A 22820-nucleotide genomic window follows, 5' to 3' on the forward strand; every position below is an offset into this window, starting at 1 on the left:
CACCCGCTGGCGTATAATGACCATCAGGTACCGCTATCTGTAACTTTAGTCACAGTAAACGTGGCAATGTTGCACTAATTTCTTATTTCTATGTGACTCCTGGCACATATCAGGCCGCACCAGAGTGTTATTATTATAACATTCCGCCGGCGAGCCGGTGGGTTGCACCCCGATCCTTTGGAGAGCCTCATGACCGATATCAAAGACCTTGCCCTGCGCGCCCTGAAACTGATGGATTTAACCACCCTGAATGACGACGACACCGACGCAAAAGTGATCGCCCTGTGTCATCAGGCCAAATCCCCGGCAGGCAACACCGCCGCAATCTGTATCTATCCGCGTTTTATTCCGATTGCCCGTAAAACGCTGCGCGAGCAGGGAACTCCGGAGATCCGCATCGCCACGGTGACTAACTTCCCGCACGGCAATGACGACATTGATATTGCGCTGGCAGAAACCCGCGCCGCTATCGCCTACGGTGCCGATGAAGTGGATGTGGTGTTCCCGTATCGTGCGCTGATCGCCGGTAACAGTCAGGTCGGTTTCGATCTGGTGAAAGCCTGTAAAACCGCCTGTGCCGAAGCAGATGTGCTGCTGAAAGTGATCATCGAAACCGGTGAACTGAAGCAGGAAGCGCTGATCCGTCAGGCCTCTGAGATTGCCATTGATGCCGGTGCCGATTTCATCAAAACCTCTACCGGTAAAGTGCCGGTTAACGCCACGCCTGAAGTGGCGCAGATCATGATGAACGTGATCCGTGATAAAGGCGTCAGCCAGCAGGTTGGCTTTAAGCCCGCTGGTGGCGTGCGCACCGCTGAAGATGCCGCTATCTATCTGAAAATGGCGGAAGAGACGCTGGGTGCCGACTGGGCCGATGCGCGTCATTTCCGCTTTGGTGCTTCAAGCCTGCTGGCGAGCCTGCTCAACACCCTGGGCCATGACAGCGACACCAGCAAAGCGGGTTACTGATCCTTCAGGCGGTCGCTGACCGCCTGTTCCCCATCCTGATTTCCCTGAACCAGGGGGTTACCTTGTTCCTGCCACAAGAAATAATTCGCAAAAAACGTGACGGCCATGCGCTGACTGAAGAGGAGATTCGCTTCTTCATCAATGGCGTGCGTGATAACACCGTTTCGGAAGGTCAGATTGCCGCGCTGGCGATGACCATCTATTTCCACGACATGACGCTGCCTGAGCGGGTCGCGCTGACTATGGCGATGCGTGATTCCGGTACGGTACTGAACTGGAAATCACTTAATCTCAATGGCCCGGTGGTGGATAAGCACTCGACCGGCGGCGTCGGCGATGTGACGTCGCTGATGTTAGGGCCGATGGTCGCGGCCTGCGGCGGATATGTTCCGATGATCTCGGGTCGTGGCCTTGGCCATACCGGCGGCACGCTGGATAAACTGGAAGCGATTCCGGGCTTCGATATCTTCCCGAGCGATGATCGCTTCCGCGAGATCATCAAGCAGGTGGGTGTGGCGATTATCGGCCAGACCAGCTCGCTGGCACCGGCGGATAAGCGTTTCTACGCCACGCGTGACATCACCGCCACCGTCGATTCGATCCCGCTGATTACCGCCTCGATTCTGGCGAAGAAGCTGGCAGAAGGGCTGGATGCACTGGTGATGGATGTCAAAGTGGGTTCCGGTGCGTTTATGCCAACCTATGAGGCGTCAGAAAGTCTGGCGCAGTCAATTGTTGGCGTCGCTAATGGCGCAGGCTGCCAGACCACCGCACTGCTGACGGATATGAACCAGGTTCTCGCCTCCTCAGCCGGTAACGCGCTGGAAGTGCGTGAAGCGGTTCGCTTCCTGACGGGCGAAGAGCGGAATCCGCGCCTGCTGGAAGTGACGCTGGCGCTCTGCAGCGAAATGCTGGTCTCCGGCAAACTGGCCGCCAGCGACACCGAAGCGCGTCAGAAGCTGATGACGGTGCTGGATAACGGCAAAGCAGCCGAGGTATTTGGTCGTATGGTCGCTGCCCAGCAGGGACCTGCCGATTTTGTTGAACGCTACGACGCTTATCTGCCGCAGGCGATGCTGAGCAAGCCGGTGTATGCCGACCAGCCAGGCATCGTCAGCAGCATGGATACCCGTGCGCTGGGTCTGGCGGTGGTGGCAATGGGCGGCGGACGTCAGCGTGCCAGCGACAGCATTGATTACAGCGTCGGCTTAAGCGACATGATCACCCTGGGCGAACGTGCCGATGCGCAGCGTCCACTGGCGATCATTCACGCCAGCAGCGAAGACAAATGGCAGCAGGCCGCCGCGGCGGTCAAAGCCGCGCTGGTGCTCGGTGATTCCGCCCCGGCTGAGACGCCGGTTGTCTATCGCCGTGTGAGCGATATCAGCTAACTGACCGGTAACCGGTGCCAGCTGCGATGCATTCGGGTATACTGATCTGATCGCTTTTTTTTGACTTGTCACGCGCCAATGCGCAGGAGACTTGCATGAAACGTGCTTTTATTATGGTTCTCGATTCCTTTGGAATTGGCTCCAGTAAAGATGCCGATAAATTCGGCGACGCAGGTTCGGATACTTTAGGTCACATCGCCGAAGCCTGTTTCAGGGGTGAAGCAGACAAGGGACGTAAAGGCCCGTTGCATCTGCCTAATCTTACCGCGCTGGGTCTGGGCAAAGCCGCAGAGCTGTCGACCGGCCGCTTCCCGGCAGGTCTGGATCCTGAGGCGAAAATCACCGGCGCGTACGCTTACGCCAGCGAGCTTTCGTCAGGTAAAGATACGCCGTCAGGCCACTGGGAGATCGCCGGTGTGCCGGTGCTGTTTGACTGGGGCTACTTCAGCGACAAAGAGAACAGCTTCCCACAGGAGTTGCTGGACAAACTGGTTGAGCGTGCAGATCTGCCGGGCTATCTCGGGAACTGCCACTCTTCAGGTACGGTGATCCTCGACCAACTGGGCGAAGAGCACATGAAAACCGGCAAGCCGATTTTCTATACCTCTGCGGACTCGGTGTTCCAGATCGCCTGTCACGAAGAGACCTTTGGTCTGGATCGACTCTATGCGCTGTGCGAAATCGCCCGTGAAGAGCTGACCGAAGGTGGCTACAACATTGGCCGGGTTATCGCCCGTCCGTTTGTGGGCGACAAAGCGGGTCAGTTCGAGCGCACCGGCAATCGTCACGACCTGGCAGTTGAGCCACCATCCGCCACCATGCTGAAAAAGCTGGTGGATGAGAAGGGCGGTCACGTGATCTCCGTGGGTAAAATCGCCGATATCTATGCTGAGCAGGGCATTACCAAAAAGGTCAAAGCGACCGGTCTGGATGCGCTGTTTGACGCCACGATTCAGGAGATGAAAACTGCGCCGGATCAGGCGATTGTTTTCACTAACTTCGTTGATTTCGACTCAACCTGGGGACATCGTCGTGATGTTGCCGGTTATGCGGGCGGGCTGGAGCTGTTTGACCGTCGTCTGCCTGAGCTGATGGAGTTAGTCGGAGAAGATGACATTCTGATCCTGACCGCTGACCACGGCTGTGACCCGACGTGGGAAGGTACTGAACACACGCGTGAGCACATTCCGATTCTTATCTACGGACCGAAAGTCGAGCCGGGTTCACTCGGTTACCGCGAAACTTTCGCCGATATTGGTCAGACAATTGCACACTATTTTGGCCTGTCCGAGATGGACTATGGCAAGAACATGCTGTAAATCAGCAATTTAACAAGGATTAAACAATGGCAACCCCTCATATTAATGCTGAAATGGGCGATTTCGCAGACGTCGTGCTGATGCCTGGCGATCCGCTGCGTGCAAAGCACATTGCTGAAACCTTCCTGGAAAATCCGGTAGAAGTGAACAACGTGCGCGGGATGCTGGGCTACACCGGCACCTATAAAGGCCGCAAAGTCTCTGTAATGGGCCACGGAATGGGTATTCCTTCCTGCTCCATCTACACCAAAGAGCTGATCACCGACTTCGGCGTGAAAAAGATCATCCGTGTGGGCTCCTGTGGTGCCGTGCGTGCCGATGTAAAACTGCGTGACATCGTGATTGGTATGGGTGCCTGCACCGATTCCAAAGTGAACCGTATGCGTTTCAAAGATCACGATTTTGCTGCGATTGCTGACTTCGACATGGTGCGTAACGCGGTTGATGCGGCGAAAAACCTGGGTGTTGAAGCGCGCGTAGGTAACATCTTCTCTGCCGATCTCTTCTACACCCCGGATCCGCAGATGTTCGACGTGATGGAAAAATATGGCATCCTCGGCGTTGAGATGGAAGCTGCAGGTATCTACGGTGTGGCCGCAGAGTTCGGTGCTAAAGCGCTGACCATCTGCACCGTATCAGACCACATCCGTACGCACGAGCAGACCACCGCTGCTGAGCGTCAGACCACCTTCAACGACATGATCAAGATTGCGCTGGAGTCTGTTCTGCTGGGTGATTAATCAGCGTGGCAGGCATTGACGCCTGCTGCCCGATCCCCTTGCGCAGATCCCCCTTAACCGGGGGATCTGCATTTTCCCGCCTCGCCGTCCCGGTAACATTCACATCAAATGACACACTTTTGGTCAGGCTTGTGCATCTTCGCGCTGGCACGCCCGCGATCGCGCTTTATCATGGTGCGCAATAACAGATAATAATTAATCGCCTGATAATGCCCCCTGATGAACTTTCGTAACTTCCAAGCTGAAGAGAAGCTGTTTGCCCGCCGCGCTGCAATAGCCTTTGCTCTGGTCTGTCTCTGTTTCACCATTCTTGGCGTAAACCTTTTTCGCTTACAGGTGCGCGACCATGGCTATTACCAGACGCGCTCCAACCAGAACGACATCAAAATGATCCCCATTGCGCCGACGCGTGGGCTGATTTATGACCGCAACGGCATTCCGCTGGTACGAAACGTCAGCTGGTATGCCATTACGCTGACGCCTTACAAAATCAGCGACATGGACGCCACGCTGCGGGCACTCACGCCGATCGTTAATCTGACGCCGGACGAAATCGACACCTTCCGCCATGCGCTGAAGCAGACCAGCCGTTACAAGCCGGTGGTGCTGAAAGAGGAGCTGACTGAAGAGCAGGTCGCCCGCTTTGCGGTCAATCAGTTTCACTTCACCGGCGCCAGCATTGAGACCTACCAGGATCGTGAATATCCCTATGGCGCGGATCTGGCGCATGTGATCGGTTATGTGTCGAAAATCAACGATAACGACTATAAACGGCTGAATGCGGAAGGCATCGCCGAAAACTATGCGGCTGACCATAACATTGGTAAGCAGGGGATTGAGGGCTATTACGAAGCGCTGCTGCACGGCAAGCCGGGTTATCAGGAAGTGGAAGTGGATAATCATGGCCGCATTGTGCGGGTGCTGAAAGAGGTGCCGCCGGTCGCGGGTAAAAACCTGACGCTGACGCTGGATCTGCACCTGCAACAGTATGTGGAAAGCCTGCTGGCGGGGCAGCGTGCGGCGCTGCTGATTGAAGATCCGCACGACGGCTCCGTGCTGGCGATGGTCTCCAGCCCCAGCTACGATCCCAATCCGTTTGTGAAAGGCATCAGCTATCAGGCCTATAAAAAGCTGCTACAGGATAAAGACCTGCCGTTGATTAACCGCGTCACGCAGGGACTCTATCCGCCCGCCTCCACGGTGAAGCCTTACATGGCGATGTCGGCGCTGCTGACTCATGTGATTACGCCGCAGTCGCAATTCTTTGGCGCACCTACCTGGACGCTGCCAGGCACGGACCGGCGCTATCGCGACTGGAAAAAAACCGGGCACGGCATGCTGGATGTGACGCGGGCAATCGAAGAGTCCGCCGACACCTTCTTCTACCAGGTGGCGTTTATGATGGGCATCGATCGCATTCACACCATGCTCAGCCAGTTTGGCTATGGTAAATCGACCGGTATCGACCTGAATGAGGAGTACAGCGGCTTACTGCCGAGCCGGGAGTGGAAGCAGAAGGTGCATAAAAAGGCCTGGTATCAGGGTGATACGGTGTCCGTTGGCATTGGGCAGGGTTACTGGATTGCGACACCCATTCAGATGGTGAAAGCGATGGTGGCGCTGATTAATAACGGTCGGGTCATTGCCCCCCATCTGCTGGAGAAAACCCAGCGCGGCACGCTGGTGGAGAGCTATCATCCGCAGCAGCATGAAGCGCAGATTGGCGATCCTCATTCACCTTACTGGTCGCTGGTACGCCACGCGATGTTTGGCATGGCTAACGCACCCAACGGCACCGGTTATAAATATTTCCACACGGCACCCTATGGCATCGCTGCGAAAAGCGGGACGTCGCAGGTGTTCAGCCTGCGCCAGAACCAGACCTATAACGCGAAGATGATACCGGTACGGTTACGTGACCATATCTTCTACACCGCATTTGCGCCCTTTAATGACCCGAAAGTGGCGGTAGCGTTAATTCTGGAGAATGGTGGCAACGAAGGAATTACTGCGGCACCCGTAATGCGGGCGATTCTGGATCATATCTTTATCCCGCCGGTGCCAGAAGCGCCGGTTCAGGCAACACCTTAAAAGGGGGCGGTTGCCCCCGCAGAGCGTCAGACTTTAAGCGTTTTGGTCACCTGGCCGATGGCGCGTACTACATCCGTTGCGCCTTCACGGATTTCCGCAATCACGCCGCCCGCCTCGTGGGCCAGCTGTACGCCCTGATCGGCGCGCTTCAGGTTGGATTCAATCCCTTTCAGTGCCCGGCTCGCCAGCTGATGGTTTTGCTGTATCCGATTTTCGATATCGGTGGTGGCGCGATTGATGTTTGCTGCCAGCGTGCGGACTTCATTAGCCACTACAGCAAAGCTGCGGCCATGGGTTCCGGCCCGCGCCGCTTCAATAGCGGCATTCAACGCCAGCAGGTTAGTCTGATCGGCTATCCGGCGGATGCCCTCCACAATCGCGCCGATACGCTCTGAGGATTCACTCAGGCCGGTAATATCACCGGAGATCCCCTGCAGTTCACCCGCCAGGGCGTTCATGGTCTGCACGCTGCTGGCGATAACATCGGCACCCAGCTTTGTGCTTTCATCCGTTTGCAGCGCGGTGTGATAAGCCCGCTGTGCCGCATCATGTTCCTGCTGATTCTTTTCCACCTGCGCGGTCACATCAGTGGCGAATTTTACGATTTTGTAGAGCCTGCCCTGTTCGTCAAACACCGGATTATAGGTGGCGCGCAGCCAGATAATCTCACCCCGTTTATTGACCCGGGGAAACTGACCTGAGACAAATTCGCCGCGGTTCAGCTGCTGCCAGAACTCGCTATATTCGCGGCTGTCGCGCAGCGCCTGCGAGCAGAAGCGACGGTGGTGAACACCTTCTACCTCCTCACGACGATAACCCATGGTTTTCAGGAAGTTGTCATTGGCTTTCAGCACTTCACCTTTGAGGTTAAAAGCGATTACCGCCATCGACCGTTCTATGGCGGTGGTGATGGCGCGCTGCTCCTGCGCATCGTTGATATGATCGGTGATGTCGGTTGCCAGTTTGACGATTTTAATCACCCGGCCATGGCGGTTCTGCACCGGCACATAGTTGGCTTCGAGCCATACCGGTCGGCCGTTTTTCGCCACGCGCAGGAACTTATCGCTGAAGCTTTCGCCCCGGTTCAGTCGCAGCCAGAAATCCTGATAGTCCCGCGACTTAAGCTGCTCTGCGGTACAAAACAGGCTGTGGTGCTGGTCTTCGATCTCCGCCAGCGTGTAGCCCATGCGCGCCAGAAACAGCGCATTCGCGCTGAGAATGGAGCCATCGGGAGAGAATTCAATCATGGCGATGGAGCCGTTGAGAGAGCTCAGCGTTGCCGCTGAGTGTGAACGCTTCTGCCAGCTGTGACGGGAAGCGATACCTGATGTAATGGTGGAAAACATGGCGATCCTTATTATTAGTGTTGGTCTCGCATGCTATATCGGCAATTTCGCGTCACAATGCAGACTCTGCCTGCTTTCTGACTAAAATATATCCGGCCAACAGAGAGGTTTATGGCGGCAGGTCAGACCCACTCTTTGGGTTGATGGAAAAGCGGTCAGTCGATTTGATTTTGGTGAAAAGCGTTTGACGCTGCCGGGCCGCTTTGGTTTAATGCGCCCCGTTGCCCGAATAGCTCAGTCGGTAGAGCAGGGGATTGAAAATCCCCGTGTCCCTGGTTCGATTCCGGGTTCGGGCACCATATTTAAAGAACCCGCCTCTGGCGGGTTTTTGCATTCTGGAGCGAACCCGTTATCGAAGGTTCGATTCACTCGCCACATCCCTGTGGCTCGCCCTTCGGGTCGCGCTGGCACGCGATGCAAAAATGCGCCCGGCATTTTTGTCCGGGTTCGGGCACCATCTTTAAAGAACCCGCCTCTGGCGGGTTTTTGCATTCTGGAGCGAACCCGTTATCGAAGGTTCGATTCACTCGCCACATCCCTGTGGCTCGCCCTTCGGGCCGCGCTGGCACGCGATGCAAAAATGCTCCCGGCATTTTCGGGTTCGGGCACCATCTTTAAAGAACCCGCCTCTGGCGGGTTTTTGCGTTTATGGGGCGAACCCGTCATCGAAGGTTCGACAGACTCCCGCCATTCCCGAACATTCCGAATTTCGCCTCTCCCGCGCCCATTCCACTTCTCAACCCTGTAGCAACACAAACAGATTTCATGGCGAAACCAATTTGCCGCTTCGCCTCTGTGCTGCGTTGCCAGACTGGTACCGCCTGATATCCTGTCCAGCCTGCAATTGACCGCGGCTAATCGTGTTTTATAAGCCACCCTTTACAGAATCAGCCTGACAGGCACAATACCCCTTTTTCCTCCTCTTACACGGTTATGTCAGAAGAAGCGCTGCGTCTGCAGATACAGAACCTCAAAAAGCACAATGCGCGTCTGAAGCGTATAGCGCATGACGCCCGCACAAAACTCAATGCGGCGCTGGATGGTACCGGGCTGTTCCTGTGGCAGCTGGATATTCCCAGCGGCAAACTGGTGATCTTCAACCGGCGCTGGGGGGCGATGCTGGGCTTCCAGCCGAAAGAGACCGACGCCAACTTTGAATCCTGGAAAGAGAGCCTGCATCCCGATGATGCCGCCGACGTTCTACAGGCATTCAACGACCACATCGCCGGGAAAGCGCCTTATTACGAGGCTCTGCACCGCATGATCGCCAAAAATGGCAGCATTACGTGGGTGCTGGACCGGGGCCGGGTCAGCGAATGGAATGCGCACGGAGAGCCGGTTAAAGTGATCGGCACTCACATCGATATGACCAAAGAGAAGCAATATGAGGAGCAGCTCGCCCTGCTGGCGCTGCACGATCCCCTTACGCTGCTCAACAATCGTCATGCTCTGCAGAATTATTTCTGTGAAATGAAAGCTCAGGGACCGCTCTGCGTGGTCTTTATTGACCTGGATAACTTCAAACACGTCAACGACACCCTGGGGCACCGCAGCGGAGATGAAGTCCTCATCCAGTTAAGTCAGCGGTTTACGGAACTCTCTCCGGCAGAGGTGATCATTGGCCGACTGGGCGGCGACGAGTTTGTATTGTTAATACCCTTGGCGCTGAACCATCCGCGGGTAAAGACACTGGCGCACGCCTGTCTTGACGCGGTAATGACACCTTTTGATATGGCAAACGGGCATGCCCTCATTGGGGCGTCTGTCGGTGTGTCTCAGGCGCAGGACAAAGATGACTTTGATACTTCACTGCAGCGTGCTGATGAAGCGATGTACCGCATCAAGAAAAATGGCAAGCGCGGTGTCGCTTTTGATTCCACTTTTCCCGACTCCCTCTGACTCTGCTGAACAGGGCATATGTTTTGCCTGCCATTAACGCACAATCTCCCCCTCATGGCTTTGCGCCATCTCATTCATAACGTTGAGTTCCCCTTTTCGCAGGCATGCAAAATTTATGCGTATCCCCGCAGAAAATGCTTTTTAGTACTATTCCGAAAACCCGTTTTTTGCCCTCAGGAAGCAGAAATTCATCCGCTTCGCTTAGATTCAAATTTCATCGCTAAATCTGACCTCTCTTTTTAATAAAAATTTTCATTAAATCAGCAGAATTGATCGTTTATTGATCGATTCCGGCTATTTTTAACTGGTGCCATCAATGCGTCACGCTTCGCTTATTTTTGACGTAAAAGCAGGGTTTTAAATTTCTATTTAGCGCTTCGCTTGGGGAAATTGATCGTTTGTTGATCATCTTCACTACCTGATGTTGATTAATCTATCTATTTACCGCTTCGCTTATATTTTTTTCAATTGGACTTTTTTTGAAAAAGATCGATTAATAGGGCGCGGCGATTTTCGTTATAAAGATTTTTCATGCCGCGGCTCTTTTATGAATTGAAAAGAGCGATGGTTGGAATCCGTTATCATTTCGGTTGAGGGTAGTACGATCATTAAGCCAGAACTGTGACGGGTTTTTTATTTATCTCACTTGATCGGTCCGATTTTCTGTCTACATTTATGTTGCTGAATCGGCCTGATGAAGCGTTAACTGTGCAAATTCCAATTTTTAAAATTCAAAGAGGACGCATATGACTCAATATCGCGGTGGGGCCGGGAATTTTGCGGCCGACAAAGAGCGTGCTGCTGAAGCAGGACGCAAAGGTGGCCAGAAAAGCGGCGGCAACTTCAAGAACGATCCTGAACGTGCCATTGAAGCGGGGCGCAAGGGAGGTAAGGTTAGCCGCCGGAGCTGAACGTCTTTAACACTGCTGTGACGGCAGGGTTACTCTGTTAGCCGGGCATTTTGAATCTGTTTAGTTCCTCGTGAAGATAATTACACCCTGAATTATGTCATTGCTCCATCATTGGCAATGGCGGGAGCTGTTAATTGAACCGGAAGGGTTTACCCTTCCGGTTTTTTATTTCCGATCGATTAAAGCTATACGGTTAAATACAACTTTGTACAGGTAAGTTTTTGACTGGTACTTTTTTATGCAGTTAATCTTAAAAAATGTATACAACGATTTATTACTTTGTACAAAATCCAGCGCAGCTAACGAAGCGGCAACGATAAAAACATTATTCAGCTAAATCTTTGCTGTAAAAAGGAAAATGCATTTTATATACCACTTTTGTCTTAAATTCATACTGATGCTGCGTGCGATATTAAGAATCTCCACTAGACTTTTCAGGTGTCAACGATATGACTGGCGCTGCGTTATTACAGACGCAGCTTTTTAATCAATGAGGCTATCTTATGACAGTGAAAACGTTAAACGATCTGTTCATCCATGACTTATCCGATGTATACAGCGCTGAGAAGCAGATAACCCGTGCATTGCCTAAAATGGCGCGTGCAGCCAGTGACGAAAATCTTATCGCTGCGTTTAATCAGCATCTGGAAGAGACCCGTGCTCAGATTGAACGACTCGACGAACTGGTGGAAGTAACACCTGAAGTCAAAATCAAACGAATGAAATGCCATGCGCTGGAAGGTCTGGTTGAAGAAGCGCAGGAAATTATCGACTCGGTCGAGAAAGGCGAGATTCGCGATCAGGGGCTGATCGGTGCGGCGCAGAAAGTTGAGCACTATGAGATTGCTACATACGGCACTTTGCATGCGCTGGCGCTGAAGCTGGGTTACACCAAAGCCGCACAGCTGCTGGAAGAAACCCTGAATGAAGAGAAGCAAACGGATGAGAAGCTCACCTCGGTAGCCGAGTCTATTACCGTCTCTTAAGGAGCAACACATGACTGCGATTGAACATTATCACGACTGGCTGCGCGATGCGCATGCGATGGAAAAACAAGCAGAAAGCATGCTGAGCAAGATGTCAGGTCGTCTTGAACACTATCCGGCGCTGGAACAGCGTCTGGCGCAACATCTGGATGAAACTAAACATCAGCTGACTCTGCTGGAACAGCTGCTCGACAGCCACGGTATCGATCACTCTGTAATGAAAGATGCGATGGGCAAAATGGCAGCCACCGGCCAGGCCGTGGGCGGCATGTTTAACTCAGATGAAGTGGTGAAGGGCGCTATCAGTGGCTATGTATTCGAAAATGCCGAGATCGCCAGCTACACCAGCCTGATCGCCGCGGCTGAGCAGGTCGGTGATGCGCAGGGCGTACGCATACTGAATGAGATCCGCGATCAGGAAGTGGCGATGGCGGAGTGGCTGCTGCAGCACCTGCCTGAAGTGACACAGCAGTTCCTGCAACGGGCGTCACAACCAGGCACTGAAGCGAAGAAGTAGCGCTTAATAGCCTGCATGAAACATGAAAAAGCCGGGATAGCCCGGCTTTTTGCGTTTTAAAGGTTTACAGGCTGCGCTACTCAGTCAGCCATTAAATGCCCATACATCGTCATCAGCTTACGTGTGACGCCGTTAGTCCAGCCGAATCCATCCTGTAACGGATACTCACCACCGCCACCAGGACGAGCGCGCTCGCCGCTGATGTCATACTTCTCTACCAGCTTATGGTGCAACTGATAGAAGTTGTTGACCGTGTTGAGCCAGTTCACTGCCACTTCAGTCGCCAGCGTCTCTTCACCGTAATTATTCAGGCCAACAACCGCCATCCATTGCATCGGTGCCCAGCCGTTGGGTCGATCCCACTGCTCACCGCTTTCCACCATTGAGGTCAGCAGGCCGCCGTTGCTCAGTAGCAAATGCCGTAGCGAGATCGATTGCAGGTGCGCCTGATGCGGCGTCGCCAGACCGACAAACAGCGGCACCACGGAGGCGACGGTAAAGGCACCGAAACGCTCCCGACGCCAGTCGTAGTCACGGAACACACCGGCGGTGCTGTCCCAGAGATAACGGGTAATCGCACGTTTGCGCGCTTCCGCTTTTTTCTGCCAGGCCAGCGCGGTCAGCTCTTCGCCTTTCGCGTGCGACAGGGTGGCGATCATAAGCTCCAATTTGTACAGGAACGAGTTCAGATCGATAGGAATAAACTGCGTGGTACGGATGCTCGACAGCCGTTTCGGGTTACGCAGCCAGCGCGAGGAGTAATCCCAGCCCGATTCCGCTCCGGCACGCAGGTCACGATACACTTCGCTGGCTGGACGTTTCGATTCGCGGGCGGTTTCCACATCTTCGATCCATGACTCATCACGCGGCGTATCGCGGTCATCCCAGTAGCGGTTCAGCAGTGAGCCGTTTGGCATCCGCACCACGTGACGATAAGCCTGGTTCGGCATCAGTGAACCGGCACCGTCCATCCAGAACTGATACTCCTTCATCAGCTGTTCCTGATAGCGCTTAGCACCGCGCACGCCATCTTCTTCGAACAGCTCAACCATCAGGGCAAACACCGGTGGCTGCGAGCGGCTGAGATAATAGGTACGGTTGCCGTTTGGCACATGACCGTAGTTATCGATCAGCCAGGCAAAGTTATCCGCCATGTGACGCAGCAGATCGTCGCGGCCCGATTCTGCCAGGCCGAGCATGGTGAAGTAAGAGTCCCAGTAGTAGGTTTCGCCAAAACGTCCGCCCGGCACCACATAGGGTTTGGGTAATGGCAGCAGCGATGAGTGCGGCATATGCTGCTGCGGCATTTTGGTCAGAACCGGCCACAGGTCGTCGATATGCTCATTGAGCGTTTTATCCGGGTTGGAGACATAAAAGCTTTCGTTTACGCCAGGCAGATAAAAGTGATCGGCGACAAAACGCGACAGGTCGAAGTCACTGCTGCGTTTCTGTCGACGATAGCGCATCAGCACATCCAGCGGATCGTACTTGGGCGAACAGTCGGGGAAGGTTTTGCTGTCCTCGAAAATCCGCGACATCTGAACATGTTCAAACAGTTCCAGATAACGATCGGCAGGGGTCAGCGCATCCGGCGCCGGCAAGCCTTCAATCAGCTCCGGCTCCGGTTCAGAATCCTGCATGCGATCCAGCTTCAGTTCATGGGGATCGTATTGATACTCAACTTCCGCCCCGGCACGAACCTCTTCAAGTGCATTTTGTTGCTGGCGATGGGTATTAATAACGGCCTCCTGAGCGGTCGTGGTTGCACAAAGGACAAATTATAGACCTCTCCTCCCCCGGAACAACAATGCAGAATATCTATGAACGTAATAAATATTGTCGATTAATCGAGGTTTTTGGATAAATTCCAGACAATTCAACCAAATATAACGCTGTTCACAAAAAACGCATTTCAGATGAATCTCTTAGCGACCTGAATAAAAAAATTTAACCTGAAGAAAACTGGCATTTATTCACATTTTGTAAAAGAAACCGCAGCCGCAAAGAGTGCAGAAAGTGGCATACCCAACGGGAATTCGGGCAGGAAGGTGAGGTGAGCGGACCAGCTTGCCCGCTCATGAGAGACAGAATTAATGGTTCGCCAGTGCCGCGCGAATGACTGCCTGCCAGGTGGTGGTGGGGCGACCGATGAGCTGGCTCAGCTGACGGGAGTCATCGAACAAACCGCCTTTCTCTGCACCGGCATCAGAATCCGCCAGCATTTCCGCCAGACCTTCTGGCAGGCCTGCGTTTTTCAGCGCCGCCGCAAACTCACTCTGAGAGAGATTGACGTAATCAATCTTTTCACCGCTCTGTGCGGCAATCTCCGCAGCAAACTGCGCCAGCGTGTAGCTGTCATCACCTGCCAGTTCATACACTTTGCCCGCCTGATCCTCACGGGTCATCACTTCTGCCGCCGCTTCAGCATAATCCTGACGCGCTGCCGAGGCGATACGACCTTCACCCGCTGCGCCAATAAACGCATGATGCGCCAGCGCCGGTGGGATGCTGGCTGCGTAGTTCTCGCTGTACCAGCCGTTACGCAGCAGGGCGAACGGGATGCCAGAGGCTTTCAGCAGCGCTTCTGTTGCGCGGTGTTCAGCGCCCAGGCCCAGCGGCGAGGTATCCGCATGCAGCAGGCTGGTGTAAGCGATAAAGCCCACGCCCGCCGCCCGAGCAGCCTCAATGACGGCTTTATGCTGCGCTTCACGCTGGCCCACTTCACTACCGGAGATCAGTAGCAGCTTATCCACGCCTGCAAAAGCGGCCTCCAGCGTCTCTGGCTGACCATAATCGGCCTGACGGATAATGACGCCCAGCGCTGCGAGATCGGCCGCTTTGGCAGGCGTACGGACGGCGGCAATAATTTCTCCCGCCGGGACTTTTTTCAGTAATGCATCAATCACGAAACGGCCCAGCTGGCCGGTGGCACCTGTAACTGCAATCATGTTAATACTCCTGTGGCTGTTGGTGAAATTCAGACTAGTGTATAAACTAATTTTTAGTAAGTACTTACAGAATTGTTAGTTTGAGGTGGATAAGTTAAATGTCTGAAAAAATGAGTGAAAAATTTATTCGCGGCGAATTGCTCAACGTCAACTGCCCGTCACGCGACGTGCTGAAACGCGTAACCAGCCGCTGGAGCGTATTAATTCTGCTGGCCCTGCAGGACCAGACGCTGCGCTTCAGCGCGTTGCGCCGGACGGTCGGTGGCGTCAGCGAGCGGATGCTGGCGCAGAATCTGCGCTACCTGGAAGAAGATGGCTTCGTGCAGCGTATCGCCTACGATGTGGTGCCACCGCACGTGGAATATCGCTTAACCCCGCTTGGACGCGAAGTCGGTGAACAGGTTGTGGGACTGGCTGACTGGCTGGAGCTGAACCTGAGCCGGATTCTGGCACAGCGCGAAAAATCTGCGGCAGAGTAAAACCTCCCTGTATCAGCCGTCATAACGTGACGGCATGGGTATACTCGCTGCAAAATTTCTGACCCCATTTGTCTGTCATCTCACTTCCTGAAAGCGCGATAACGTAACGGCAGCGCAAATAATCCCGGCGCTCTTTTCGCACGGTTGCTGGTTATTAAATCGTTTTATGAATCTCTGGCCCGGAATAATCGACTGCCCGCAGCGCGCTGTTAATTCATACCTTCTTTTTGACTCATTTTATTAACATCTCTGATGGCGCTTAAAAGCGCCGTTCTGCGTATTTTCTGTCAGAAGTTATAGCTGCATTAGCCAGGAAAAAGCAAAAAAGCAAACAAAGCGGCAGAGGTAACTATTTACTCTTTTAACCTGTTAAAAAATAAGGGTATTTAATTTGGAGCCTCTTAAATTTGACCTTTGCTCAATCAGGGTTTATAACAAAATAGTGCCTGAAAACAGCCTGTTGAAGGCAATTTTCGGGCAAGGTTCGCTTTAGCGCGATCGATTTTTAAAGTACAAATTACCGTAACATTAACGACACATAAACACGCTCTGATTAACCTTTAGGCCTTATTTTTAAATAAATAATTCCCGTCAAAAACAATGATCAGAATCAATAAAGACTGTTATAGTTTTCATTAACCCCACTGTTTCTATTTCCTCGCCGCGAATAGTTTTAAATTTGCGGCGGGAATTTCAATAAGCGCAGAGAACCAGGCGCATCAGGCTTAAGTTGTTAATTATAAGTAAATACATGGTGTTCTATGTGGCAAAGAGGTAAGCAATGTTCGGATTAGATGCCTTTCATCTGGCCAGGATTCAGTTCGCATTTACTGTTTCCTTCCATATTATCTTTCCCGCCATCACCATCGGTCTCGCCAGTTTTCTGGCCGTGCTCGAAGGTATGTGGCTCAAAACCCGCGATCACACCTATCGCGATCTCTACCACTTCTGGTCGAAAATCTTTGCCGTTAACTTCGGCATGGGTGTGGTATCAGGACTGGTCATGGCTTATCAGTTCGGGACGAACTGGAGCGGCTTCTCGGAGTTTGCTGGCAGTATTACCGGTCCGCTGCTGACCTATGAAGTACTGACGGCGTTCTTCCTGGAAGCGGGCTTCCTGGGCGTGATGCTGTTTGGCTGGAATCGCGTGGGTCCCGGGCTGCACTTCTTTGCCACCTGCATGGTCGCCCTTGGTACGCTGATTTCCACCTTCTGGATCCTGGCCTCTAACAGCTGGATGCATACGCCTCAGGGCTACATCATCCAGAATGGCATCGTGGTTCCGCAGGACTGGTTCAAAATCGTCTTTAACCCCTCATTCCCTTATCGCCTGTTCCATATGTCTGTAGCGGCGTTCCTGGCGAGTGCTTTCTTTGTGGGATCGTCGGCGGCCTGGCATCTGCTGAAGGGGAATAACAATCCCGCTATCCGCAAGATGTTCTCAATGGCGTTGTGGATGGCGCTGATTGTCGCGCCGATTCAGGCGATGATTGGTGATGCTCATGGTCTGAATACGCTGGAACATCAGCCTGCCAAAATCGCGGCGATTGAAGGGCACTGGGAAAACCCACCGGGGGAAGCCACACCGCTGATCCTGTTCGGGATCCCCGACATGGAGCAGGAACGTACCAAATATGCGCTGGAGGTGCCTTATCTTGGCAGCCTGATTCTGACGCATAGCCTGGACAAGCAGGTCCCGGCGCTGAAGTCCTTCCCGAAAGAGGACCGGCCTAATTCAACGGTCATCTTCTGGTCCTTCCGCGTGATGGTGGCGCTGGGCCTGCTGATGATTACGCTGGGCGTAGTCAGCCTGTGGCTGCGTTTTAAAGGGCGTCTCTATGAGTCGCGTCCTTTCCTGTGGTTTGCGCTATTGATGGGGCCGTCGGGTCTGATTGCGATTCTGGCAGGCTGGTTTACCACTGAAATCGGTCGTCAGCCGTGGGTGGTCTATGGCGTGCAGCGCACGATTGATGCGGTCTCGGCACATGGGGATATGCACATGAGCATCAGCCTGCTGGCCTTTATTCTGGTCTACAGCTCGGTGTTCGGCGTGGGGTATCACTACATGATGCGTCTGATTAAGCAGGGACCGGTTACCGGCGAAGGCCATATCACCGAAGAGGGTGGTCCTGGTCAGAAGAAAACCCCGGCGCGTCCGCTTTCCGCTGCCACCTTTAAGGATGGAGACCACTAAGATGATCGATTATTCCGTTATCTGGTTTGCGATTATCGTTTTCGCAACCCTGATGTATATCGTGATGGATGGCTTCGACCTGGGTATTGGTCTGCTGTTCCCGTTCAATAAAGATGCTGGCGAGCGCGACATGATGGTTAACACCGTCGCGCCGGTCTGGGACGGAAATGAAACCTGGCTGGTTCTGGGTGGCGCTGGCCTGTTCGGCGCGTTCCCGCTGGCCTATGCGGTAATTGCCGATGCGCTGTCGATTCCGCTGACCGCTATGCTGATTGGCCTGATTTTCCGTGGAGTCGCCTTTGAGTTCCGTTTCAAGGCGGTAGAAGGCCATCGGGCGTTCTGGGACAAGTCGTTTATTGCCGGTTCAGTCATCGCCACCTTCAGTCAGGGTGTGGCCGTGGGTGCGTTGCTGGATGGTATTCCGGTTGAGGGACGTCGTTTTGCCGGTTCCGCAATGGACTGGCTGGCACCGTTCCCGCTGTTCTGCGGCGTGGGTCTGGTTGTTGCCTACGCGTTGCTGGGCTGCACCTGGCTTATCATGAAGACCGAGAATGAGTTGCACCGTAAAATGTCTGCGCTGGCTACGCCGCTGGTGATTGCGCTGTTAGTGATTATCGGCATCATCAGCCTGTGGACACCGTTTGCGCATGCGGATATCGCGCATCGCTGGTTCAGCAAACCCAACCTGTTCCTGTTCCTGCCGGTTCCGGTATTGGTGCTGCTCTGTTCCTGGGGCATTGTGCGCGCCATTAAGCGCGAGGCGCACTATTCACCGTTCCTGCTGACGCTGGCGCTGATCTTCCTGGGCTTCTCCGGGCTGGGCATCAGTATCTGGCCAAACATTATTCCGCCATCAGTGACCATCTGGGCTGCCGCCTCACCGCCGCAGAGCCAGGCCTTTATGCTGGTGGGTAGCCTGCTGATTATCCCGATGATCCTGGGCTACACCTTCTGGAGCTACTACGTGTTCCGTGGAAAAATCAAAGCAGACGCAGGATATCATTGATATGAAAAGCCTCAGCAGCATGAAAGACCACAATCACAATGAAGAAACGAAAGCGCCATGGTGGAAGCGTGTGATGTGGCTGGTGTTTATCTATGCCGCCAGCGTACTGGCGCTAGGCGTTGTCGCCTCGCTGTTCCGCATGATGATGACAGCGGCCGGAATGCGCAGTCATTAGTTGTCGCAGGCTCCGTCTTACAGCTATCCGGCGCAGTTTTTATCAATAATCAGAAGGCTGACGACAGTCAGCCTTTTTTAGTTAGTAACCTAAGCAATTAATGCGGAAACGCCCTGCACGGGCGCGCAATGCTTACCCTTTCCTTACACCGATTTGCGATTTTTGTTATCCTTTTGTAACTGAAATCCCAGTCCTAACCCGCGTCGTAAATCGCCATCATGCTCAGTCAGGCCATTAAAAAACAGCACATCAACGATCTGGTCGAGTGGATTGAAGCCAATCTCACCGACGATCTTAATATCGATCAGATTACCCTCAAGTCAGGTTATTCCAAATGGCACATGCAGCGCATGTTTAAGGAGATGACCGGACAGACCCTGGCGGCTTACACCCGTAAACGGCGTCTGACGATGGCCGCTATGGCGCTGCGTCTGACCCGCATGACGCTGATCGATATCGCCGTACGTTTTGGTTTTGATAACCAGCAAAATTTTACCCGGGTATTCAAAGGTCACTTTTCGCTGACGCCTGGCGCGTTTCGCCGTATTCCCCATTTGCCGGTTAAAAACTTCCATGGCCGCATTCTGGTGCGATCGCTGGCAGAGCGTGCAACGCTGGTGGAGCGTGAGGAAGAGCTGCATCTGTGCGGAGAAACGCTGGAGTGGGAGTGTAAGTTTGGCGATTACATTGCCGATCGCGATCACCGGGTGGCTGAACAGGCGCGGCAACTGGTGACGCTGGCGGGCAGCCGCTTGTCGCAGGGCTGGTTAGGCTTTCAGTATGGCCCCGGCCATAGCTCTGCTGATCAGCAAAATATCAGCCTGTTTCAGGCGCTGGAGCCGCAACATGCCGGGCTGCTGGGTGACAACACCGCCAGCTGGAGCGAGGTTCGAGGACTCTATGCGTCGATCCGCTGGAGCGGCAGCCCGGAGCAGCTGACACGCTTTATCGAGGATATCTACTATCAGCATCTGCCAGCACTGGGTGTGTCACGTCGTCCGGGTAAAGATCTGCTGCGTCTCGATTTTGTGCACTGTAAGCCCGACTGGCTGAGCGGCGTTTTTTCTATTCCGGTGATGCAGGCGTAGCCAGCAGGGCAGGGCGAGTGACTCCCGACCCTGTTAATGCATAATTCGTGCGGTAAACCGTGACAAACCGCACGATTTTATAAAATAACTCGCCGTTCTGGCGTAAAATCCTCTCCCGAAACCCTGCCATGCCTGAATCATCGTGCATCTGTGCCAGGGCTGGAATATTTACCTGCATTTCAGGCCTTTTCTGGTCAAAAAAACAAACGAAGACAACTATGCGACGCTTAATGATTTCACTGATCCTGGCATTGCCTGTCATGGCGATGGCACAACAGGCTGAACCTTTTTCACCTCCTGCCGGACTGCATCCGCACTCTCAGGCCACCCAGCATGAAATTCTGGGTGATGGTGAGCTGCCGGAACACACCAGCAGCAATCCTTCCCTCTCAGGATTCAACGACACACTGTAAGTGGTCACGCGCTGCCAGAATGTGCGGCGCAACATCATGCCCGGCTCGTCAGGAGCCGGACAGTTTCCGCCTTCTCTGCCTGCCCCCGTAAACACGCCGCACCTGCTGCTTACCTCTCTCTGAATGCTCTTATCAGGGCCGCTCTTCGTCTGCACTACGCACACCCGTACCGGCATAAAATATATCTTAATCCGCTGGATCGCATTTTTCGTTCTTGTAGTGAAGATATATCATAGCTAATCTTGGCACTTCAGATGAGAATGATTGTTATTCCATTATTATCAGCATGCCCTTGAGTCACGGGCATCCATCCCGTTTCAGGAGAGAAATTTTGCCTGTATCAGCCGATCAGCGTGTACCACAGCGCGTCCGTAATGAATTGCGTTTCCGCCATATCCAGGTCGCAAGTAAAACTAACATTGCCGGTAAATTCTGGCGTATCCGGTTCAGCGGCAGCGATCTGGCGGGCTTTACGTCGTCAGGCTTTGATGACCACATTAAGGTTTTCTTCCCTTCCGCTGAAGGAGCCACACTGGCTCTGCCACAAATCACCGATGCGGGGATTGTCTGGCCGGAAGGGGTGCGTCCGCAGGCGCGTGATTACACACCGCTGGAATTCGATGGTGAATCTTCACTGACCCTCGATTTCTATATTCATGAGCAGGGCGTAGCCAGTGACTGGGCAACTCAGGCGCAGCCTGGCGATCGGTTGATTGTCGGCGGGCCACGCGGCTCGCTGGTGGTGCCGACCGATTACGCATTCCAGCTCTATGTCTGTGATGAAACCGGGCTGCCGGCTTTTGCGCGCCGTCAGCGTGACGCCCGGGCGCAGGCGCTGCATCTCTATGCCTTTACCGATGAAGCGACGGGCCGCGACTATTTATCTGATACGGCTGATGTGACGACAAACTGGCTCGGCAGCGGCCAGATGCAGAAAGCGCAGCTCAGCCAGCTGATTGCCCGGCTGGATCAGATCACTATCCCGACGGAAGATTACTTTGTCTGGCTGACCGGCGAAGGTGAGTTTGTTAAAGCGCTGTGTGACTACTTCACGGTGCAGCGCGGCCTCAACAGTGACTTCGTACGGGCGGTGGCCTACTGGCACCAGAAGTAAGTCGCTAAGGCAATTGAGTTTTGCCAGGCGGCGCACTACCATCAATCCCACTTTTTCGCAGCAGGGCAGGCCATGAAACAGCATCCGACTTCCACTTCATCTGACGATCAGACTGCGCGCGCAGGCAGTTGCAGCGGACGGCGCAAGCGACGTGAAAAGATGCTGGAAGCGAGCGAGATTCGCCTGCTGATGCTCCATTTCCTGGCGCAGAATGCCGCTCACGGCTATGAGCTGATCAAGTCTGTCGAGGAGCTGTCAAAGGGAGAGTATTCGCCCAGTCCGGGGATCATTTACCCCAACCTGACGCTGCTGGAAGAGATGGAGGCGATTCAGGTGGTGGATGCGCAGGCAACGCGTAAAGCCTACCGCCTGACGGCAGCGGGAGAAGCGCAGCTGGCAGAGAACCGTGAAACGGTCAGCAGCCTGATTACACGTCTCTCTACGCTGGCAATTCTGGTCAATAACCGCAGCATTCCTGCTGTTGAGCAGGCGATTCATGGGCTGAAGGTCGCGCTGAACCGGCGGCTTGCGCAGGAAGATATCTCAGAAGCCGCGCTGCAGACGCTGATTAAGGCGCTGCACGACGCGGCAGAAAAAATCACCCTCAGCTAATCGCGGAGTTAGCTGACTTCAGTTTTGTGTTTATCGATGTGGCCCAGCGTACGATCCGGGAAGCAGATGTCCCGTACACGCTGTTTCAGCGTGGTCGCATCCGGGAAGCCACCATCCCGCTTACGTTCCCACAGCAGATGCTCATCCAGCGTAATCTCAAAGATACCGCCGGTGCCCGGTTTCAGCGTCACCTCCGCCAGATCCTCAGCGAACGTATGCAGAAGTTCCTGTGCCATCCACGCTGACCGCATCAGCCAGTTGCATTGCATACAGTAGTGAATAACAACCACAGGTTTTTGCGCCATAACTCTATTCCTTTACGTGTTGATAAATGCCAATGCATTCGGGTTAACAATTTGTGCGCTGTGGTTATTTATGAATTCATAAATCTATTTAAAAAAATGCTTAATTGCATCTGACCAGGTGCGATCTTTACTTCATCCACATGCTGTTCTGCTTTTTTTACGGCTTTTATGCAGAGCCGTTTTTGTGATGCCAGCAAGCAAGTGAGCGAATACTAACAATTAATCAGGCAATTCGCGCCTATGTCACCACGTTTTCGGAGATTGACGCAACCGCGTCAGTTTTAGCAGATGTTGCTCGCCACCCTGTTTCAGGCCGC

At 53.7% G+C, this 22820-nt stretch carries 21 protein-coding genes and 1 tRNA gene; 18 read left to right on the top strand and 4 right to left on the bottom strand.

Going from position 1 to position 22820, the window contains the following annotated elements; all coding sequences use genetic code 11:
* Positions 1–189 precede the first annotated feature (189 nt).
* The 5 genes from deoC to mrdA all read left to right on the top strand — a co-directional run bounded on the left by deoC (position 190) and on the right by mrdA (position 6510).
* Positions 190–969, top strand: coding sequence for a deoxyribose-phosphate aldolase (deoC, locus tag ACXKZD_RS03410; RefSeq protein ID WP_010248957.1), 780 nt, complete (start codon positions 190–192; stop codon positions 967–969).
* 62 nt (positions 970–1031) lie between these two features.
* Positions 1032–2360 (top strand): thymidine phosphorylase, encoded by a 1329-nt coding sequence (deoA, locus tag ACXKZD_RS03415; protein ID WP_060681058.1) that lies wholly within the window; start codon positions 1032–1034, stop codon positions 2358–2360.
* A 95-nt stretch (positions 2361–2455) separates the two neighbouring features.
* Positions 2456–3679: a phosphopentomutase gene (deoB, locus tag ACXKZD_RS03420; protein ID WP_010671093.1), complete on the top strand. Its 1224-nt coding sequence runs from the start codon at positions 2456–2458 to the stop codon at positions 3677–3679.
* 26 nt (positions 3680–3705) lie between these two features.
* On the top strand, positions 3706–4419 hold the full coding sequence (gene deoD / locus ACXKZD_RS03425) for a purine-nucleoside phosphorylase (RefSeq protein WP_010248951.1): 714 nt from the start codon (positions 3706–3708) through the stop codon (positions 4417–4419).
* Positions 4420–4638: 219 nt separating this feature from the next.
* Positions 4639–6510 (top strand): penicillin-binding protein 2, encoded by a 1872-nt coding sequence (gene mrdA / locus ACXKZD_RS03430; RefSeq protein WP_223566077.1) that lies wholly within the window; start codon positions 4639–4641, stop codon positions 6508–6510.
* A 26-nt stretch (positions 6511–6536) separates the two neighbouring features.
* On the opposite strand, the gene ACXKZD_RS03435 is transcribed toward mrdA, so the two are convergent.
* On the bottom strand, positions 6537–7856 hold the full coding sequence (locus tag ACXKZD_RS03435) for a methyl-accepting chemotaxis protein (RefSeq protein ID WP_488981867.1): 1320 nt from the start codon (positions 7854–7856) through the stop codon (positions 6537–6539).
* 223 nt (positions 7857–8079) lie between these two features.
* Between ACXKZD_RS03435 and ACXKZD_RS03440 the strand changes: the two genes are divergently transcribed.
* From ACXKZD_RS03440 to ACXKZD_RS03460, 5 genes are all read left to right on the top strand, one after another.
* Positions 8080–8155 (top strand) — tRNA-Phe (locus tag ACXKZD_RS03440).
* Between the two features lie 634 nt (positions 8156–8789).
* The gene (locus ACXKZD_RS03445; protein WP_425002387.1) at positions 8790–9755 is read left to right on the top strand and encodes a diguanylate cyclase domain-containing protein; all 966 of its coding nucleotides are present in this window, start codon (positions 8790–8792) and stop codon (positions 9753–9755) included.
* Between the two features lie 746 nt (positions 9756–10501).
* Positions 10502–10666: a con-10 family general stress protein gene (locus ACXKZD_RS03450; RefSeq protein ID WP_004571242.1), complete on the top strand. Its 165-nt coding sequence runs from the start codon at positions 10502–10504 to the stop codon at positions 10664–10666.
* 503 nt (positions 10667–11169) lie between these two features.
* The gene (locus ACXKZD_RS03455) at positions 11170–11652 is read left to right on the top strand and encodes a YciE/YciF ferroxidase family protein (RefSeq protein ID WP_033758778.1); all 483 of its coding nucleotides are present in this window, start codon (positions 11170–11172) and stop codon (positions 11650–11652) included.
* 10 nt (positions 11653–11662) lie between these two features.
* Positions 11663–12169 (top strand): ferritin-like domain-containing protein, encoded by a 507-nt coding sequence (locus tag ACXKZD_RS03460; protein ID WP_033758779.1) that lies wholly within the window; start codon positions 11663–11665, stop codon positions 12167–12169.
* 80 nt (positions 12170–12249) lie between these two features.
* Here ACXKZD_RS03460 and treF read toward each other — a convergent pair whose 3' ends face one another.
* Together treF and ACXKZD_RS03470 are read right to left on the bottom strand one after the other, a co-directional pair.
* A complete protein-coding gene (gene treF / locus ACXKZD_RS03465; protein WP_045139632.1) occupies positions 12250–13908 on the bottom strand; it encodes an alpha,alpha-trehalase TreF in 1659 nt (552 codons plus the stop codon).
* 351 nt (positions 13909–14259) lie between these two features.
* Positions 14260–15117: an SDR family oxidoreductase gene (locus ACXKZD_RS03470; RefSeq protein ID WP_488981868.1), complete on the bottom strand. Its 858-nt coding sequence runs from the start codon at positions 15115–15117 to the stop codon at positions 14260–14262.
* 98 nt (positions 15118–15215) lie between these two features.
* On the opposite strand from ACXKZD_RS03470, the gene ACXKZD_RS03475 reads away from it, so the two are divergent.
* From ACXKZD_RS03475 to ACXKZD_RS03510, 8 genes are all read left to right on the top strand, one after another.
* On the top strand, positions 15216–15596 hold the full coding sequence (locus ACXKZD_RS03475; protein ID WP_010248931.1) for a winged helix-turn-helix transcriptional regulator: 381 nt from the start codon (positions 15216–15218) through the stop codon (positions 15594–15596).
* Positions 15597–16377: 781 nt separating this feature from the next.
* Complete coding sequence (locus ACXKZD_RS03480) at positions 16378–17790, top strand: cytochrome ubiquinol oxidase subunit I (protein WP_010671087.1); 1413 nt, start codon at positions 16378–16380, stop codon at positions 17788–17790.
* 1 nt (position 17791) lies between these two features.
* On the top strand, positions 17792–18796 hold the full coding sequence (gene cydB / locus ACXKZD_RS03485) for a cytochrome d ubiquinol oxidase subunit II (protein WP_010248926.1): 1005 nt from the start codon (positions 17792–17794) through the stop codon (positions 18794–18796).
* 1 nt (position 18797) lies between these two features.
* Positions 18798–18971 (top strand): DUF2474 domain-containing protein, encoded by a 174-nt coding sequence (locus tag ACXKZD_RS03490; RefSeq protein ID WP_010671086.1) that lies wholly within the window; start codon positions 18798–18800, stop codon positions 18969–18971.
* A 218-nt stretch (positions 18972–19189) separates the two neighbouring features.
* Positions 19190–20059, top strand: a complete 870-nt coding sequence (locus ACXKZD_RS03495) for a helix-turn-helix domain-containing protein (RefSeq protein ID WP_245115998.1) — start codon at positions 19190–19192, stop codon at positions 20057–20059.
* 218 nt (positions 20060–20277) lie between these two features.
* Complete coding sequence (locus ACXKZD_RS03500; protein ID WP_010671084.1) at positions 20278–20472, top strand: hypothetical protein; 195 nt, start codon at positions 20278–20280, stop codon at positions 20470–20472.
* 331 nt (positions 20473–20803) lie between these two features.
* Positions 20804–21586, top strand: coding sequence for a siderophore-interacting protein (locus ACXKZD_RS03505; protein ID WP_488981869.1), 783 nt, complete (start codon positions 20804–20806; stop codon positions 21584–21586).
* Between the two features lie 72 nt (positions 21587–21658).
* Positions 21659–22198 (top strand): PadR family transcriptional regulator, encoded by a 540-nt coding sequence (locus ACXKZD_RS03510; RefSeq protein WP_010671082.1) that lies wholly within the window; start codon positions 21659–21661, stop codon positions 22196–22198.
* 8 nt (positions 22199–22206) lie between these two features.
* Here the strand turns inward: ACXKZD_RS03510 and ACXKZD_RS03515 are convergent, their stop codons facing one another.
* Positions 22207–22503 carry an Rdx family protein gene (locus tag ACXKZD_RS03515; RefSeq protein WP_010248912.1) on the bottom strand — a complete coding sequence of 99 codons (297 nt, stop codon included), beginning with the start codon at positions 22501–22503 and terminating at the stop codon, positions 22207–22209.
* Between the last annotated feature and the right edge of the window lie 317 nt (positions 22504–22820).

The organism is Pantoea sp. ABR1s (genome assembly GCF_057812235.1).

Excerpts from the sequence above, each read along its gene's own strand:
- deoD (WP_010248951.1), top strand. The coding sequence starts at position 3,706 with ATGGCAACCCCTCATATTAATGCTGAAATGGGCGATTTCGCAGACGTC.
- ACXKZD_RS03480 (WP_010671087.1), top strand. The coding sequence starts at position 16,378 with ATGTTCGGATTAGATGCCTTTCATCTGGCCAGGATTCAGTTCGCATTT.
- ACXKZD_RS03460 (WP_033758779.1), top strand. The coding sequence starts at position 11,663 with ATGACTGCGATTGAACATTATCACGACTGGCTGCGCGATGCGCATGCG.
- ACXKZD_RS03475 (WP_010248931.1), top strand. The coding sequence starts at position 15,216 with ATGTCTGAAAAAATGAGTGAAAAATTTATTCGCGGCGAATTGCTCAAC.
- deoC (WP_010248957.1), top strand. The coding sequence starts at position 190 with ATGACCGATATCAAAGACCTTGCCCTGCGCGCCCTGAAACTGATGGAT.
- ACXKZD_RS03435 (WP_488981867.1), bottom strand. The coding sequence starts at position 7,856 with ATGTTTTCCACCATTACATCAGGTATCGCTTCCCGTCACAGCTGGCAG.
- deoB (WP_010671093.1), top strand. The coding sequence starts at position 2,456 with ATGAAACGTGCTTTTATTATGGTTCTCGATTCCTTTGGAATTGGCTCC.
- ACXKZD_RS03445 (WP_425002387.1), top strand. The coding sequence starts at position 8,790 with ATGTCAGAAGAAGCGCTGCGTCTGCAGATACAGAACCTCAAAAAGCAC.
- ACXKZD_RS03450 (WP_004571242.1), top strand. The coding sequence starts at position 10,502 with ATGACTCAATATCGCGGTGGGGCCGGGAATTTTGCGGCCGACAAAGAG.
- ACXKZD_RS03455 (WP_033758778.1), top strand. The coding sequence starts at position 11,170 with ATGACAGTGAAAACGTTAAACGATCTGTTCATCCATGACTTATCCGAT.
- ACXKZD_RS03515 (WP_010248912.1), bottom strand. The coding sequence starts at position 22,503 with ATGGCGCAAAAACCTGTGGTTGTTATTCACTACTGTATGCAATGCAAC.
- mrdA (WP_223566077.1), top strand. The coding sequence starts at position 4,639 with ATGAACTTTCGTAACTTCCAAGCTGAAGAGAAGCTGTTTGCCCGCCGC.
- ACXKZD_RS03470 (WP_488981868.1), bottom strand. The coding sequence starts at position 15,117 with ATGATTGCAGTTACAGGTGCCACCGGCCAGCTGGGCCGTTTCGTGATT.
- ACXKZD_RS03500 (WP_010671084.1), top strand. The coding sequence starts at position 20,278 with ATGCGACGCTTAATGATTTCACTGATCCTGGCATTGCCTGTCATGGCG.
- ACXKZD_RS03510 (WP_010671082.1), top strand. The coding sequence starts at position 21,659 with ATGAAACAGCATCCGACTTCCACTTCATCTGACGATCAGACTGCGCGC.
- ACXKZD_RS03495 (WP_245115998.1), top strand. The coding sequence starts at position 19,190 with ATGCTCAGTCAGGCCATTAAAAAACAGCACATCAACGATCTGGTCGAG.
- ACXKZD_RS03490 (WP_010671086.1), top strand. The coding sequence starts at position 18,798 with ATGAAAAGCCTCAGCAGCATGAAAGACCACAATCACAATGAAGAAACG.
- cydB (WP_010248926.1), top strand. The coding sequence starts at position 17,792 with ATGATCGATTATTCCGTTATCTGGTTTGCGATTATCGTTTTCGCAACC.